The sequence below is a fragment of the Streptomyces sp. DSM 42067 genome, from assembly GCF_055792885.1.
This window is the reverse complement of sequence record NZ_CM147706.1, coordinates 8,369,938-8,384,796: the sequence shown is the minus strand read 5'-3', so window position 1 is coordinate 8,384,796 and position 14,859 is coordinate 8,369,938. Positions and strand designations below refer to the sequence as shown.

General features: G+C 70.1%; 16 protein-coding genes. 4 read left to right on the top strand and 12 right to left on the bottom strand.

The window, feature by feature from the left end:
* Nucleotides 1–83: 83 nt before the first annotated feature.
* Nucleotides 84–677 carry a DUF2889 domain-containing protein gene (locus tag ACSMXV_RS37620; protein WP_473175571.1) on the bottom strand — a complete coding sequence of 198 codons (594 nt, stop codon included), beginning with the start codon at nt 675–677 and terminating at the stop codon, nt 84–86.
* Nucleotides 674–1,480, bottom strand: a complete 807-nt coding sequence (locus tag ACSMXV_RS37615) for an enoyl-CoA hydratase-related protein (RefSeq protein ID WP_473175570.1) — start codon at nt 1,478–1,480, stop codon at nt 674–676. The genes ACSMXV_RS37620 and ACSMXV_RS37615 overlap by 4 nt, the downstream gene beginning before the upstream one ends.
* Before the next feature lie 172 nt (nt 1,481–1,652).
* Here ACSMXV_RS37615 and ACSMXV_RS37610 point away from each other — a divergent pair, with 172 nt between their 5' ends.
* Both ACSMXV_RS37610 and ACSMXV_RS37605 read left to right on the top strand, forming a co-directional pair.
* Entirely contained in the window at nt 1,653–2,456 is an 804-nt protein-coding gene (locus tag ACSMXV_RS37610) for a FadR/GntR family transcriptional regulator (protein ID WP_473175569.1), read from the top strand.
* A gap of 113 nt (nt 2,457–2,569) precedes the next feature.
* Entirely contained in the window at nt 2,570–3,751 is a 1,182-nt protein-coding gene (locus ACSMXV_RS37605) for an amidohydrolase family protein (RefSeq protein WP_473175568.1), read from the top strand.
* 70 nt (nt 3,752–3,821) lie between these two features.
* On the opposite strand, the gene ACSMXV_RS37600 is transcribed toward ACSMXV_RS37605, so the two are convergent.
* The 6 genes from ACSMXV_RS37600 to ACSMXV_RS37575 all read right to left on the bottom strand — a co-directional run bounded on the left by ACSMXV_RS37600 (nt 3,822) and on the right by ACSMXV_RS37575 (nt 8,763).
* Nucleotides 3,822–4,946 carry a serine hydrolase domain-containing protein gene (locus ACSMXV_RS37600; RefSeq protein ID WP_473175567.1) on the bottom strand — a complete coding sequence of 375 codons (1,125 nt, stop codon included), beginning with the start codon at nt 4,944–4,946 and terminating at the stop codon, nt 3,822–3,824.
* Nucleotides 4,939–6,381, bottom strand: coding sequence for a class I adenylate-forming enzyme family protein (locus tag ACSMXV_RS37595; RefSeq protein ID WP_473175566.1), 1,443 nt, complete (start codon nt 6,379–6,381; stop codon nt 4,939–4,941). Before ACSMXV_RS37595 ends, ACSMXV_RS37600 begins: the two co-directional genes overlap by 8 nt.
* A 26-nt stretch (nt 6,382–6,407) precedes the next feature.
* The gene (locus ACSMXV_RS37590; protein ID WP_473175565.1) at nt 6,408–6,830 is read right to left on the bottom strand and encodes a MaoC family dehydratase; all 423 of its coding nucleotides are present in this window, start codon (nt 6,828–6,830) and stop codon (nt 6,408–6,410) included.
* Complete coding sequence (locus ACSMXV_RS37585; RefSeq protein ID WP_473175564.1) at nt 6,827–7,279, bottom strand: FAS1-like dehydratase domain-containing protein; 453 nt, start codon at nt 7,277–7,279, stop codon at nt 6,827–6,829. The genes ACSMXV_RS37590 and ACSMXV_RS37585 overlap by 4 nt, the downstream gene beginning before the upstream one ends.
* 64 nt (nt 7,280–7,343) lie before the next feature.
* The gene (locus ACSMXV_RS37580) at nt 7,344–8,195 is read right to left on the bottom strand and encodes an enoyl-CoA hydratase-related protein (RefSeq protein WP_473175563.1); all 852 of its coding nucleotides are present in this window, start codon (nt 8,193–8,195) and stop codon (nt 7,344–7,346) included.
* Nucleotides 8,196–8,199: 4 nt separating this feature from the next.
* On the bottom strand, nt 8,200–8,763 hold the full coding sequence (locus ACSMXV_RS37575; RefSeq protein WP_473175562.1) for a PaaI family thioesterase: 564 nt from the start codon (nt 8,761–8,763) through the stop codon (nt 8,200–8,202).
* Between the two features lie 145 nt (nt 8,764–8,908).
* Between ACSMXV_RS37575 and ACSMXV_RS37570 the strand changes: the two genes are divergently transcribed.
* Nucleotides 8,909–10,120, top strand: a complete 1,212-nt coding sequence (locus ACSMXV_RS37570; RefSeq protein WP_473175561.1) for a CaiB/BaiF CoA transferase family protein — start codon at nt 8,909–8,911, stop codon at nt 10,118–10,120.
* Between the two features lie 196 nt (nt 10,121–10,316).
* On the opposite strand, the gene ACSMXV_RS37565 is transcribed toward ACSMXV_RS37570, so the two are convergent.
* Genes ACSMXV_RS37565 through ACSMXV_RS37550 form a run of 4 tightly spaced genes read right to left on the bottom strand, consistent with a single transcriptional unit; the run spans nt 10,317 to nt 13,925 of the window.
* Nucleotides 10,317–11,072, bottom strand: coding sequence for an SDR family NAD(P)-dependent oxidoreductase (locus ACSMXV_RS37565; RefSeq protein WP_473175560.1), 756 nt, complete (start codon nt 11,070–11,072; stop codon nt 10,317–10,319).
* Nucleotides 11,072–11,599, bottom strand: coding sequence for a nuclear transport factor 2 family protein (locus ACSMXV_RS37560; RefSeq protein ID WP_473175559.1), 528 nt, complete (start codon nt 11,597–11,599; stop codon nt 11,072–11,074). Before ACSMXV_RS37560 ends, ACSMXV_RS37565 begins: the two co-directional genes overlap by 1 nt.
* Nucleotides 11,596–12,774 (bottom strand): acyl-CoA dehydrogenase family protein, encoded by a 1,179-nt coding sequence (locus ACSMXV_RS37555; RefSeq protein WP_473175558.1) that lies wholly within the window; start codon nt 12,772–12,774, stop codon nt 11,596–11,598. Before ACSMXV_RS37555 ends, ACSMXV_RS37560 begins: the two co-directional genes overlap by 4 nt.
* 32 nt (nt 12,775–12,806) lie before the next feature.
* Nucleotides 12,807–13,925, bottom strand: coding sequence for an acyl-CoA dehydrogenase family protein (locus ACSMXV_RS37550; protein WP_473175557.1), 1,119 nt, complete (start codon nt 13,923–13,925; stop codon nt 12,807–12,809).
* A gap of 98 nt (nt 13,926–14,023) precedes the next feature.
* Between ACSMXV_RS37550 and ACSMXV_RS37545 the strand changes: the two genes are divergently transcribed.
* Complete coding sequence (locus tag ACSMXV_RS37545; protein ID WP_473175556.1) at nt 14,024–14,845, top strand: enoyl-CoA hydratase/isomerase family protein; 822 nt, start codon at nt 14,024–14,026, stop codon at nt 14,843–14,845.
* Nucleotides 14,846–14,859 lie beyond the last annotated feature (14 nt).

Genomic DNA, 14,859 nt, shown 5'->3' with positions numbered 1-14,859 from the left:
GCAGGAGGAGCGGGAGCGGCTGTCCCCGAAGCCCCGGAGCGCCTTCGGGCTCGCTCTCAGCGGCCGGACGGGCGGGCTCGAAGTCAAGGGCCGGACGGGCTCGATTCCCGTCCCTCGAAAATCTCGAGCGGCGGCACCGGGCGCGGCCCGGTACCCGGACGCCAGCCCGTGTCCAGCTTGCGCAGGCCCACTCCATCCGGCGCCCAGATGTGGCAGCTGTTCAGCACGCCCGCGGTCGACCGCGGGTCGTGGGTCGCCTTGCCGGCGGCGGCACGGCGCCGTGCGCGCGCCGAGATGGCCGCCTGTACGACGGCGGGGCCGAGCACGCGGGCCAGTTCGTACAGGTGCGAGCAGCCGGACACCCCGCGGAACCGCTCCTGGATCGCCCGGTTGTATCCGGCGGCGACGCTGAGCCCGACCAGGCTGTCGAAGGCCGGGGTGATCCGCGGGCACTCGGCGTGCGGGAAGGTCCGCATGTCCGCATCGGCGGCCACGATCACCATGTCCGCGAGGCGAATCCGTACCGCGAGCACCATCCGGTGGACGACGCCGCCCGGCGGCTCCTCCCAAGGGCGCTCGTCGCGCAGTTCCGCCTCGACCGAGATCTCGTCGCCATCCTCCTCATGGGCGGTGACGGTGATCGAACGGCGGTGCAGCGGCAGTTCGGCGCGGGTCATGCCGACACCTCACCCAGCGCCGCGAACTCCGGCTGCCGGCGCTCGATGAAGCTCCGTACGCCCTCACGGTAGTCCGGGGCACGCTTCGCCGTGGCCAGGAGCGCGGCGGCGCTGTCGCGGCTCTCGGTGAAGGTCTTCGACTGGTCGTCGGCGAGCTGCCGCTTGATGAGGGACATCGCGTACGGGCTGGCCGAGCGGGCCAGATCCGTCGCGTACGCGATCGCCGTAGGCAGCAGTTCCTCAGGCTCGACCAGGCGGTTGACCAGGCCCATCGCCAGAGCCTCCGTCCCGGCGATCCGGCGCGAGGACAGCAGCAGATCGCTGGCGTTCCCGTAGCCCACGAGCCGGGGCAGGATCCATGACACACCGTCCTCGGCCACCAGGCCGCGTGCGCTGAAGGCGGCGGCGAACTTGGCGTGTGGCACGGCGAACCGCACGTCGCACATCAGCGCCTGGTTGAATCCGATGCCCGCGCAGGCGCCGTTCACGGCAGCCACAACGGGCTTCGGAAAGGACATCGGCCGGGTGCGCGGCGGCAGCTCGTCGGTCGGCCACGGCCTCGCGCCGGACGATGCTCCGTCCAGCACGCTCATGTCCATCCCCGGGCAGAAGCTGCGCCCGGCGCCGGTGAGGACCACGGCCCGCACGCGGGGATCCACCTCGGCGCGGTCGAACAGCTCGTTGTAGAGCAGCTCCATCTCCAGCGTCCAGGCGTTGTGCCGCTCGGGCCGGTTCAGGGTGAGCAGCATGACCCCGTCGTCGGTGAGGTCGGTGAGGATCACCGGGGTCGGGTTCTCGGTCATCGAGGTCACTCCCACGAGGCCCATCGGATTATAGCTAGATGAATCATCTATATACCAACGGCCACCACGAGACCAGTGATATCGCGTCCGGGAGAGCGATCACTCAGCCTTGACCCTGGTATCCTCGATGCACTAAGCAGATTCATTTTGCTATATACGAGGAGACTCCACCGTGGCCGAGGCCGCCCGCGCAGCAGAGACGCCGACCGTGCCCACCCCCGCGCGCGGCCGCGTCGGACGCCAGGTGCGCGTACCGAAGACCGCCGAACTGGTCGCCGGGCACCTGCGCCGCCAGATCGTGCGGGGCGAGCTGAAGCCAGGTGACGCACTGCCGCCGGAGTCCGGGCTGATGGAGCAGTTCGGCATCTCCCGGCCGACCCTGCGCGAAGCGTTCCGCGTCCTGGAGTCGGAGTCCCTGATCACGGTGCGCCGTGGGGCTCACGGCGGCGCCCGGGTGAGCGCCCCCGACGCCGATGTCGCCGCCCGCTTCGCAGGCCTGATCCTCGAGTACCGCGGCGCCACCCTGGGCGACGTCTACCGCGCTGCGGCCCTCATCGAGCCGCCCTGCGCGCGCCAGCTCGCCACCAAGCACACGCCAGCCGACATCAAGCGGCTGCGTGACGCGGTCGCCGCCGAGAAGGCCGTCCTGGACGACCCCCTCGCCCTGGTGGACTCACAGGACGCCTTCCACGCCCTGCTGGTCGAACTCACCGGCAACCAGACACTGATCCTCCTCTGCGGCATGCTGCGCACCATCATCGACCGGGCCAACGCCTCGTACACCGCGGCCGCCGCCGACGCCGAGACCCAGAAGGCCCAGGCCCTCAAGGGACACCGGGCCCATGTCCGGCTGGTCGGCATGATCGAGGCCGGAAAGGCGGACGAGGCCGAGAAGCTGTGGCAGCGCCACATCTCGGGCGCCGACGACGTCGTGAACGCGGCAGGGCCCAAGACGGTGCTCGAACTCATCGACTGACCGGCAGACCGAACACTTCCGAGCCATATCGCCACCACCCCTTGCAGCCTCCGAAACAGTTAGATAATTATAGGAGGCGTACTGAATAGCTCTGGGGTCCGGAGGCGACGGCCATGGCCGAACAGCGCAAGCGCATCTTCGACTGCGACCAACACATGTACGAGGAGCGGGATTCTTTCACCCGCTATCTCCCGAAGGAGTTCCTCGGGCAGGCAGTCGCCCCGGTGACACTGCCGGACGGCCGCGAGGTCATCCTCGCCGGGGACCGGATCGTCGTCTGCCTCGAGCCGGAGTTCGGGCAGGTCTACCGGCCCGGTTCGCTCAAGGAGATGCTCAAGGCGATGGCGTCGGGCAACCCCGACGAGACGTACCAGTTCGAGCCGATGCACGAGGCGTACCAGAACCGCGAGGCCCGGCTGCGGGTCATGGACGAGCAGGGCCTGGACCAGACGATCATGTACCCGGGCGGCTGGGCGCTGGTCGCCGAGGAGTACGTGCAGGGCGTCGAGCCGCTCTACGCCAACTACCACTCGTTCAACCGCTATATGAACGAGGTGTGGGGCTTCAACCACCAGGACCGCATCTACTCCCCCGCGCTGCTGTCCCTGCGCGATCTGGACCACGCGGTGAAGGAGCTGGAGTACGTCCTCGAGCAGGGCGCCCGGTTCATCATGCTGCCGACCGGTCCGCAGTACGGCCGCTCACCGGGCGACCCGTACTTCGACCCGTTCTGGAAGCTGGTCAACGAGGCCAAGGCCAGCGTCTGCTACCACATCAGCGAGTTCTACTACAACTCGCACGTCGCCCCGGCCTGGGGCCACGACGCGAGCCCGATCCACTTCCGGATGTCCGCGTGGCAGTGGATGAACACCTACGGCCAGCGCCCGATCGAGGAGACGCTGTCCGCGCTGATCTTCGACAACCTCTTCGGGCGCTTCCCCGACATCAACGTCCTGGTGTCCGAGTTCGGCGCCGAGTGGGTGCCGCACTTCGTACGCCACATGGACAAGAGCCGCGGCATGGGCCGCAACGGGCCCTGGATCGGCGGGCAGCTGGACGAGCGCCCCAGCCAGATCTTCCGCAAGCACGTCCGCGTGGTGCCCTACCCGGAGGACGACGTCCCGGGCCTGGTGAAGCGCCTCGGATACCACGAGTCCATCGTGATGGGCTCGGACTTCCCCCACGCCGAGGGCATCGCCAACCCGGCCGACTACCGCAAGCTCCTCGCGGGGCTCGACGAGTCGGTCCAGGACGACATCATGTACAACAACGCTCAGCAGCTGATCAGCCGCTGAGCGACGCGGACCAGTAGCGCGGGCCCGGTACCGAAATCGGTACCGGGCCCGCTCAGCAGGTCGGCCAGACTCAGTCGACGAGATCCGCCGCCATGTTCGCCAGATTCGTGAGCAGTGCCGTGCCGCGCCGCGAGTGGTCGTAGCCCGCGAGCGGGTAGCCGTTGCTCAGGCAGGCGAAGGACAGGCCGGTCTCGGGGTCCATGAAGCCCAGTTGGTACGCGGCTCCCGCGCTGCCGAAGAGCGACGGCGAGCCGGTGGACGGCAACTGGCTGCCGGCGTCCGGCCCTGCAACGGTGACGAACAGCCCCATGCTGGTACGCCTGCCGCTGCCGCCTCCATAGATCTGCTCACCGTGCGGGTGGTCCGTCAGCCGGATCCGGGAGCCCTCCGCCACCGCTTCCGGCTTCCACAGGCCCGAGTGCTCCAGCGCCTGGAAGTACAGCGCGACATCGGCGGCGGTGGCGACCAGCGCATGGCTGGGTTCTCCCGCCGCCAGGACGCGCGGATCGGACAGATACCAGGGTCCCCAGGGGTCGGCCTCCTGATCGTCGCTGGTGCGGTCGGTGGCGATCATCGGGGCGACGGTGCCGGGCTGCCGGTCCACCGGGACGCCGAGCTCGATCGACGACAGGCCGAGCGGCCGCGCTATCCGCTCATGCAGATACTCGGCGAAGGGCAGGCCCGTACGCCGCTCGACGATCTCGGCGATCAGCCAGGCCGCCGAGGTGAGATGGAACTGAAAGCGGCTGCCCGGCGGATAGTCGAGCCGCCAGCGGCCGAAGGCGGCGAGCCGCTGCTCCCGTTCCAGCATCTTCGGATAGCCGAGCGGCGCGAAGGGGAATCCGGCGGTGTGCGTGAGCACCTGCTCGACGGTCACCGTCTCCTTCCCGTTCGGTGCGAACTCAGGGATGATCGCGGCGACTTGCTCGCTCACATCCAAGAGCCCCTCACCGATCAGCTTCCACACGACGCCCGCGACGATCGACCGTCCGACGGACTGCAGGATGTACCGCGTGTCCGGGTCGCCGTCACCCCACGTCTCGAAGGCCACCAGCCGGCCGCCCCGGGCGACGGCGACCTGCGCGGACGGCAGCGGCCCGTGGTCGACTTCCAGGCGGATCCGGCGCAGGAGCACGTCCAGCCGGTGCGGGTCGACGCCCACGGTGACCGGGCTGACAACCGAGTGGTCAATCATGGCTTCCTCCTTGGTACGGCTCCCGCAGGCCCCGCCGTACGACCTTGCCGTTGGCGTTGCGCGGCAGGTCGTCCACGAACCACCAGCGGACGGGGACCTTGAACCCGGACAGCCGGGCGCGGGCGTACGTCCTGAGCGCCGCCGGTTGCGGTGGGGCGTCGGGGTCGGCCGGCACGACGAAAGCCACGACGGTCTGGCCGAGCCGCTCGTCCGGAGCGCCCGTGACCGCCACGTCCGCGACGCCGGGATGCGCGGCCAGGACTGTCTCGACCTCCAGGGGGTGGACGTTCTCACCGCCGCGGATGATCATGTCGCTCCGCCGGCCCGACAGGTAGAGGTAGCCGTCCGGCGACACCCGGCCCAGGTCGCCGCTGTGCAGCCAGCCGCCCGCGTCCACCCGGAAGAGATGGTCGGCGCGGGCGAGGATCTCGCCGACGCCGTCCGGACCGGCGTCCCGTACCCGCACCTCCACGCCGGGGGCGGCCCGTCCGACGGACCGCAGGAGCTCGGTGCGTCCGGCGACCGCCTCACGGTGGTCCTCGGGGGTGAGCACGCTGATGGGCGAGCCCTCGGTCTGTCCGAACATGTTGAGCATGCGGACACCGGGCATCGCGTCGTACGTCCGCCGCAGTGTGCCGGGGCGGATGGGCGCGCCGCCGTACTGGAGGACCCGTAGCGCTTCGTGGCGCGCCTGACCTGCCGCCAGCAGCGTCTCCAGCATCGCCGGGACCATGCTCGTGTGCGTGGTCCCGGACTCCCGCAGCAGAGCCCAGCCCTCGACGGTGAAGCGGGGCAGTCCGGTGACCACCGCGCCGGCGGCGAGGGCGACGGCGATGTTGCCGAGGCCCGCGATGTGGTGGAAGGGCGCGCTGCCTCCGTAGAAGCTGTCGGGGTCGAGGGCGCACAGCAGTCCGTTGACGCGGGCACGGGCGGCCAGCCTTCGCTGGGTCATGGGGACGGGTTTGGGGATGCCCGTCGTCCCGGAGGTGTGCAGCACGGCGGCGAGCGCGTCGGGTTCTGCGGTCAGCGCCCGACCGCTCGGGTGCAGTTCGGGGGCGACGGCGACCCGCCGGCCCGACAGCTCGGCGACTTGCCTGCCGAGTTCGGCGAACTGGGGCTGGGCCAAGAGGACTTCGGCCTGCGTCGCCTTGACCACCGTGGCGATCTCGTACGGGGTCATGCGGACGCCGAGCGGGGCGAGCGGATGGCCGGAGCCTGCGCCGCCGATCACCAGCGCGAGGGCGTCGGCGGAGGTGGCGACCAGCGCGGGCACCGGTTCGCCGGGTTCGAGGCCGAGCGTGTCGAGCCAGTCGGCCGCGCCGCCCGCCCGGTCGAGGAGCTCGCGTCCGGTCCAGGTCAGATCACCGAACCGGACGGCGGGACGGGAATGGTCGTACGCACGGCCCACCATGGCGGTCCAGGTGGCTGCCGTCACTGCCTCCTGCGCGCCGCCCACCCGGCTCAGGGCTCCAAGCGGACCGTCGCGGTGCCGGTGACCACCTCGGCGCCGTCCTGGTTGACGGTACGCAGGGAGAAGTGGGCGACCGGTCCGGTCGGCGTGTCCTCGATGGATTCGACGGTCGCCGTGGCGGTCAGGGTGTCGCCGGGCCAGACCTGGGCCTTGAAGCGCACACCGAAGCGCAGCAGCGACTCGAGGCCGACCCAGTCGGTGAGGACCCGCCCGGTCATGCCCATCGTCAGCATCCCGTGGGCGAAGACGCCGGGATATCCGGCGGCCTCGACGGCGAACTTCTCGTCGGTGTGCAGCGGGTTGAAGTCGCCGGACGCGCCGGCGTACTGCACGATCCGGGTGCGCTTCAGGTCCTCGACCAGCACACTCTCGCGGGTCTCGCCGACCTTGATCTCATCGACGCTCAGGCTCATCGGGCGTCCTTCCGGGTTGCGGGGCCCTCGGGCACGACGGCCACGGTGACGGCGCTGACGACCGGCTCGCCGTCGGCGTCCCGGTACTCGGTGATGCGCTCGCTGAACAGCAGGCGGCCGGTGCGGCCCTGCTTCTCCCAGCTGCGTCCGGGGACGGTGTGCGCGTAGAGCGTCTCGCCCGCGCGCACGGGGCGGTGGTACTCGAAGTGCTGCTCGGCGTGCAGCCCTCCGCCGCCCTCGGCCATCACCCCGGGGCCTCGGCCGGACCCGAACCACTCCTCGCCCGGCTTGGGCCGCAGGTGGTAGTCCGGGTCGTAGTGGGCGCTCGCCATGGTGAAGGTGGGCGGGGCGAGCGCTCCTTCGCCCTGATACGCCGGGTTCTCGTCGCCGATGGCGCGGGCGAACATCATGATGTGCCCGGCCTCGACGGGGAACGGCTGCCCTGTCATCGTCCAGTCTCCTCGATCGGTACGGCAGGTCGGTATGGCAGGTCGGTACGCCAGGTCAGTCGGGTCAGTAGGGCAGGAACGCGTCGCGGGTGGCCTCGTCGGGGTCGAAGTCCGGGGGCAGCCCCTCGAACTTCGGCTCCCGCTTCTCCATGAAGCTGGCCACCCCTTCGCGGAAGTCCGGCGAGCCCGCGAAGAACTCCATGGCGGAGTAGGAGCGGGCGAGGGCGTCGGTGAAGGTCCGGTCGAGGTCGCCGTACACCTGGTGGCGTACGACAGCCATGGCGCGCGGGGAGCAGTTGCGGGCGATGTCCCGGGCGTAGGCGCGTGCGGCGTCGAGCAGATGTTCCGGTTCCACGACGCGGCTGACGAGGCCGAGTTCCTTCGCCTCGTCGGCGTCGAAGACCCGGCCGGACAGCAGCAGGTCGAGTGCGTTCTCCAGGCCGATGACGCGCGGCAGCACGTATGGCATGTTGTACTCGCCGGCCAGGCCACGGCGGGTGAAGGCCGTGGTGAAGCGCGCCCCGCGGGCGGCGAAGCGGATGTCGCAGATCAGCGCCTGGACCAGGCCGATGCCCGCGCAGGCGCCGTTGATGGCGGCGATCATCGGCTTCGGCATGTTGCGCCTGCTGTACATGGGGACGCGGGCCTGGAGGTTCAGGGACTGGCCCGGCTGCGAGTTCTGCTCCAGTCGCTGGACGTCCATCCCCGGGCAGAACGCCCTGCCCGCCCCGGTGATGACCACGACACGGACGGCGGGGTCGTTCGCGGCCTCGTCCAGGAGCGCGAAGAAGCGGCGCTCCATGGGGATGCTCCACGCGTTCTTGCGTTCGGGGCGGTTGAGGGTGACGGTGGCGACGCCGTCCTCGTCGACCTCGTACAGCACCAGGTCCTGGGCGGACTCGGATTCCTCGGGCATCACGTCACTCCTCGGTCAGCGGCTCGATGCGGTCGATCGGCTCGATGCGGTCGATCGGCTCGATGCGGTCGATCGGTTCGATGCGGTCGATCGGTTCGATGGGGTCGCCGACGCCCGGGCGCTCCCCGGAGATGGTCACCACCACCTGCCCCCGGGCACAGATGCGTCCGTCGGCCGTCACGTCGACGTCGGCGAAGTGCAGCCTGCGGCCACGCCTGACGCACCGCGCGTGCGCGACCGCCTCCCGGCCCCGGGCGGGCGCGAGGTACTGCACCGACATCGACACGGTGCTGAGCAGACTCCCCTTCTCGAAGTCGTGCCCGGCGATCACGGCTCCCGCGCCCGCGGTGTCGATGAGCGCCGAGATCACTCCGCCGTGGAAGACGCCTTCGTGGGCGGAGAGTGCCTCGGCGTAGGGAAGCGCCACTTCGACGCCGTCCGGGTCCCAGCGGAGAACGCGCATACCGCAACCGCGGTTGAACTTGACCCCGCGCTCCCAGCGGGCCCGGAACCACTCACGGCGTTCGCGCTGTTCCTGGTCGGTGAGGGTTCTCGCCGCGACGGTCATCCGCACGCCCTCCGGTCTCGGCTGCCGGCAGCCGCTCGATATAGTTACATGATTTGGATAGTTCAGGCAATCATACGGGGCACAGCCAAGCTGCAGATGTATTATTTATATAACTCATTCTCGCGTGTTGCAGAAGGAGGCCTCGATGCCGTCGACCGCCCTGGCGGGGATACGCGTCCTCGACCTGTCCCGCATCCTCGCGGCACCCCTGGCCACCCAGATGCTGGCCGACCTGGGCGCAGAGGTGATCAAGATCGAGCGGCCGGGAACGGGCGACGACTCACGCGCGTACGGCCCGCCCTTCGCCGACGGACCCGAGGGCGAACGGACGGACACCGCCGCGTTCTACCTCTCCTGCAACCGCAACAAACAGTCGGTCACCGTCAACCACGCCACCGCCGAGGGGCAGGCCCTGATCCGTGCCCTCGCCGCCCGGTCGGACGTCCTGGTCGAGAACTTCCGCGCCGGAACGCTGGCGAAGTACGGACTCGACCACGAGAGCCTGCGGGAGGTGAACCCGCGGCTGGTCTATCTCTCCGTGACGGGCTTCGGCCAGTCCGGACCCTACGCCCAGCGCCCCGGATACGACGGCATCTTCCAGGCCATGTCCGGGATGATGAGCGTCTCCGGACACCCCGACGAGCCGATGAAGGTCGGCGTCAGCATGGTCGACATCCTCACCGGGCTGTACGCCGCCACGGCGGTGCTCGCGGCGCTGCGGCACCGGGACACCACCGGCGAGGGCCAGTTCATCGATCTGTCCCTGCTGGACTGCGGGCTGGCCTCGCTGTCGCACTTCGCGATGAACTATCTGGTCTCCGGCGAGGTTCCCCGACGGCGCGGCAACGGCGGTTACGGCGGGATCCCGTCGCAGGCCTTCATGTGCAAGGACAGGCCGCTCTTCCTCGTCGCGGGCAACGACAAGCAGTTCGCCGCGTTCTGCGCGGCGGCCGACCGCACCGATCTGCTCCAGGACCCGCGGTTCGCCACGACCTCCGCCCGGATCACCCACCGCGAGGAGATCCTGCCGGTGCTCGAGGACATCATGCGGACGCGGACTCGGGACGAGTGGCTGGCCATACTGGACGAACACGATGTCCCGGCCGGCCCGTTCAACGAGATGCCGGAGGTCTTCGCCGACCCCCAGATCCAGCACCGGGGGATGCTGGTGGAGGTCGAGGACCCGGTGTCGGGGCGGCTGCCGCTGCTCGCCAATCCGATCCGGTTCACGGCGACTCCGGTCGAGGGGTACGCCGCGCCGCCTGCGCTGGGCGAGCACACGGCGGACGTCCTCGGCCGACTGGCCGGGGTGACGGAACATCAGCTCGCGGAGCTGCGGGCGCGGGGGGTTGTGTGAGGTGGGTGGGTGTGCGTGTGGCAGGTTGTTGTTGTTTGGGGGTGCGCATGGCAGGTTGTTCGCCCCCGCCGCCCCTACCCGTCCCATCCCCGGGGCTCCGCCCCGGACCCCGTTTCGGGGGCCAGCCCCCGGACCCCCGCTCCTCAAACGCCGGAGGGGCTGAATTCTCGGGGCCTGGGCCGCATTTCCCCCTGCCTCACCCGATCAGCGTCCGCCCACCCTCCAGCATCAGCGTCGCCCCGGTCAGATACGCCATGTCGTCGCTGACAAGTGCCGCCACAGCCCGCCCGATGTCGCCCTCCGGATCCCCCATCCGCCCCAGCGGAATACCCGCAAGCACACGCTCGGCGTTCTCCGGATGGGCGGCGAAGTACGCCTCCGCCGCCGGGCTCAGCGCGGCCGGGCAGACGACGTTCACGCGGATCCCGTACGCACCCCATTCCCGCGCGGCGACCCGCGTCAGTCCCCGGATGGCCTCCTTGGCCATGGCATACGCCGCAAACGTCGCCTCGCCCTGCACCGCCGCCGAGGAGCCGAGGTTCACGACGCTGCCACGGCTCGCCTTGAGATGGGGCAGGGCGGCCTGCATCGCATGGAACGCCGCCAACGGGCCGCTGCGATAGGTGAGTTCGACATCGCCGTACGACGTCTCCTCCAGCCGGCGCTGGACCGAGGTCTGCGCGTTGTTGACGAGTACGTCAAGGCCGCCGAACTCCCGTACCGTGTCGGCCACCATACGGTCGACGTCGTCCCGCTCACCCACGTCCCCGACCACGGTGTGCGCCCTCCCACCGCGCTCGGCGATCTCCCCGGCGGTGTCCTTCAGCTTGCTCTCGGTACGGCCGGTGATCACCACGGCCGCGCCCTCAGCCGCCAGCGCGAGCGCGATGCCGCGGCCCACGCCTTGCCCTCCGCCGGTGACCAGTGCCGTCTTCCCAGACAACCGTGCCATTACGTCTCCTTCCAGAAGGGTGCCCAGGAGGGAAAGGCGTCGGGCAGCGCCGGTTCGCCGGATCCCTCCCAGCCGTTGAATCCCACGGCCTGGGGGCGCTCGGTCACATCCGCCGCGTACCAGTGCTGCTCACGGCGCCGGGAGAAGTACCACTCGCCGTCCACGCGCGCGTAGTCGTCGAGGTAGCGGATGGCCATGACGATCCACCGGTCGCCCACCTCGTGCTCGGCGCGGCAGTACACGGAGCCGGTCGCGGTGTCGCGGCCGGTGAACTCGATCCGATGGCCGCAGATCTGGTGGACCGACCGGTGGAAACCGCGGACGAGGGGCTCGATGTGCTGCCGCAGGACCTGCCGTCCCCGGCCGTGGCGCCCCATGTCCACGTCGGGCCGGAAGCAGCCGACCCAGGCGTCGAGGTCGCGGGCGTCCACGGCCAGCGCGTAGCGGACGGGCAGCTGCTGGATGGCCAGGTGCGACTCGATGCGGTCGATGCGGTCCTCCAGGGACCGGCCTTCGGCGGCGCTCACGGCCGGGGTTCCTTGGGCAGACCGAGGACCTGCTCCCCGATGATGTTGCGCTGGATCTCGCTCGACCCGCCGTAGATCGTCTCCGCGAGGGAGAGCAGGAAGGAGCGCTGCCGGGTGTCCAGGCCGTAGTCCTCGCCGACGATCTGCCCGGCGGGTCCGGCCAGCTCCATGGCCAGATGGCCGAGTTGCTGATGGCGCGTCGAGGCGTACAGCTTGGCCGTCGTGGCCTGTGCGCCCGGTGTGCGGCCCGCGGTCAGTTCGGCCAGGGTCCGGAGATTGGTGGTGCGCATGATGCGGACGGAGATCCAGGCGTCCACGATCCGGCGGCGCAGCATGGGGTCGTCGAGCGCGCCCCGCTCCCGCGCCAGGTCGATCAGCGCCTCGGCTTCCCTCTCGAACGTGAGTTGCTGGGGCAGCAGCGTGGTGCCGCGCTCGATGCCGAGCGTGCCCATCGCCGTGCGCCAGCCCTGGCCGACCTCGCCCACGACCATGTCCGCGCCGGTTCGTGCGTCGGAGAGGAAGACCTCGGCGAACTCGTCCTGGCCGGCGAGATTGCGGATGGGCCGGATGTCCACGCCCGGCTGGTCGGCCGGGACGAGCAGCATGGTCAGGCCCTTGTGCCGCTGGGAGTCCGGGTCGGTACGGGTGAGGACGTAGAGCCAGTCGGCGTGCATGCCGAAGGAGGTCCACACCTTCTGCCCGTTGACCACCCAGTCGTCGCCATCACGCTCGGCCCGGGTTCGCACGGACGCCAGATCGGACCCGGCCCCGGGTTCGCTGAAGCCCTGACCCCACAGTTCCTCGACGGCGACGATCGGTGGCAGGAAGCGCTTCTTCTGCGTCTCGCTGCCCATCTTGAGGAGCATCGGTCCGAGCAGGTCGATGGCGTTGACTGTGGCCCGGTAGGGAGCGTTCGCACGGGCGTACTCGTACTCGAAGACGATCTCCTCAAGCAGTCCCAGCCCGCGTCCGCCGTACTCCTGCGGCCAGCCGACGCCCAGCCAGTTCCCTGCGGACAGCTCACGGTCCCAGGCCAGGCGGACGTCCCAGGCCGCGCCGTCGGTGGGGCCGCCCACGCCCCGGTGCTCGGCGAACTCCCCCACGAGGTGGTCCGCCAGCCAGTCCCGCAGCTCGTCGCGGAAGTCGCGTACCGCGGGCCCGAAGTCGAGCTCCATGCCAGCTCCTTTGCGGTGATCGGATGCCGATGTCAGATGCCGAGCCGGGCGGCGAGCAGCTCCCGGTGGTACGACGGCGTGCCGAGCAGCACCTCGGAGCTCTTGGCACGCTTGAAGTACAGGTGCGCGGGGTGCTCCCAGGTGAAGCCGATACCGCCGTGGACCTGGATGTTGTCGCCGGCGACCAACGCGTAGGCCTCCGAGCAGAAGACCTGGGCCAAGGCCGCCGAGACGGCGATCTCGCTCTCGTCTCCCGCGTCCAGCGCCCACAGTCCGCCGTACGCGGCTGAGCGGGCGGACTCGACCTCCACGAGCATGTCGGCGCACTTGTGCTTGATCCCCTGGAACGAACCGATGGGCCGTCCGTACTGCACGCGGATCTTGGCGTACTCCACCGCCGCGTCCAGGGCGGCCGCGGCTCCCCCGACCTGTTCGGCGGCCAGCATTACGGAGGCCGTGGCGAGGGTGCGTTCGAGGACCGGCCACGCCTCACCCTCGCCGCCCAGCAGACGGGCGGGGGTGTCCGTGAACTCCACCCGGGCCTGCCTGCGGGTCTGGTCGAGGGTGGGCAGGGGAGTGCGGGTGAGGCCCGGTGCGTCGGCCTCGACGGCGAAGAGGCTGATGCCGGAGGGTGTGCGGGCGGCGACAAGGAGCAGGTCGGCGACGTGGCCGTCGAGGACGTAGGTCTTCACGCCGGTCAGCTGCCACCTGCCCGCCGTCTTGAGAGCGGTGAGCCGGATTCCCGGCTCGTCCCAGCGGCCGCCCTCCTCGGTGAGCACCAGCGTGGCCATGGTCTCCCCGGACGCGATGCCCGGCAGCAGGTCGCGTCGGGCCTGCTCGTCGTCGCAGCGCAGCAGCGCCTCGGCGGCCAGGGCTACGGTGGCGAAGTACGGCGCGCACAGCAGTGCACGGCCCGCCTCCTCGAAGACGATGCCGAGGTCGACGTAGCCGAAGCCGGATCCGCCGTACTCCTCCGGTACGGCGAGTCCCTGCAGGCCGAGTTCCGCGGCCATGCGCCGCCAGGCGCCGGGGTCGTAGCCCCGAGGGTCGGCGGCCAGGCGGCGCACGTCCGCCTCGCTGGAGTACTTGGTGAGGAACGACCGTACGACCTTGCGCAGTTCGTCCTGTTCCTCGCTGAAGGTGAGATCCATGCCGAGCTTCCCGTCCTCGGTGTCGCCCGCTTGTCGGCCCGCTCCACGATACAGTTAGATAATTATAGTATCCGCACTGAATCGACCAGGAGCGCGACGTGACCGATCTCTACGACCAGTTCACGAGCCTGACCTTCGAGCGGCCCGCGCCCGGCGTGCTCCGCATCGTGCTCGACGCCCCGAACCTCAATGCCGTGGATCCGCGCATGCACGGTGAACTGGCCGACATCTGGCCGGTCGTCGACCGGGACGAGCAGACCCGTGCCGTCCTGGTTCAGGGAGCGGGCCAGGCGTTCTCAGCCGGAGGGACCTTCGACTCCATCGAAGCCATGACCGAGGACTACGCGGTGCGTGCCAGGGTGATGCGCGAGGCCCGGGACATGGTGTACGGGGTGATCAACTGCTCCAAGCCGGTGGTCTCCGCCATCCACGGCCCGGCGGTCGGCGCGGGGCTGGTCATCGGCATGCTCGCGGACATCTCCATCGCCGCGCGCAAGGCGAAGATCGTCGACGGTCACACCCGACTCGGTGTCGCGGCCGGTGACCACGCCGCCATCTGCTGGCCCCTGCTGTGCGGCATGGCCAAGGCGAAGTACTACCTGCTGACCTGCGAAACACTCACCGGCGAGGAGGCCGAGCGCATCGGGCTGGTGTCCAAGTGCGTGGACGACGAGGACGTACACGCCGAGGGCCTGCGCGTGGCGACCGCACTGGCCGCCGGGCCCGCCAGCGCCATCAGCTGGACCAAGCGGTCCCTCAACCACTGGTACCGCACTGCCCAGCCGATCTTCGAGGCCTCTCTGGGGCTGGAGTTCTTCGGATTCGGCGGGCATGAGGTCACGGAGGGGCTCGCCGCCCACCGGGAGAAGCGCGCCCCGGACTTCGAGGGCGTGGGCAGCAAGCACCCGCTCGACCTGTGATGCACGGACGCATG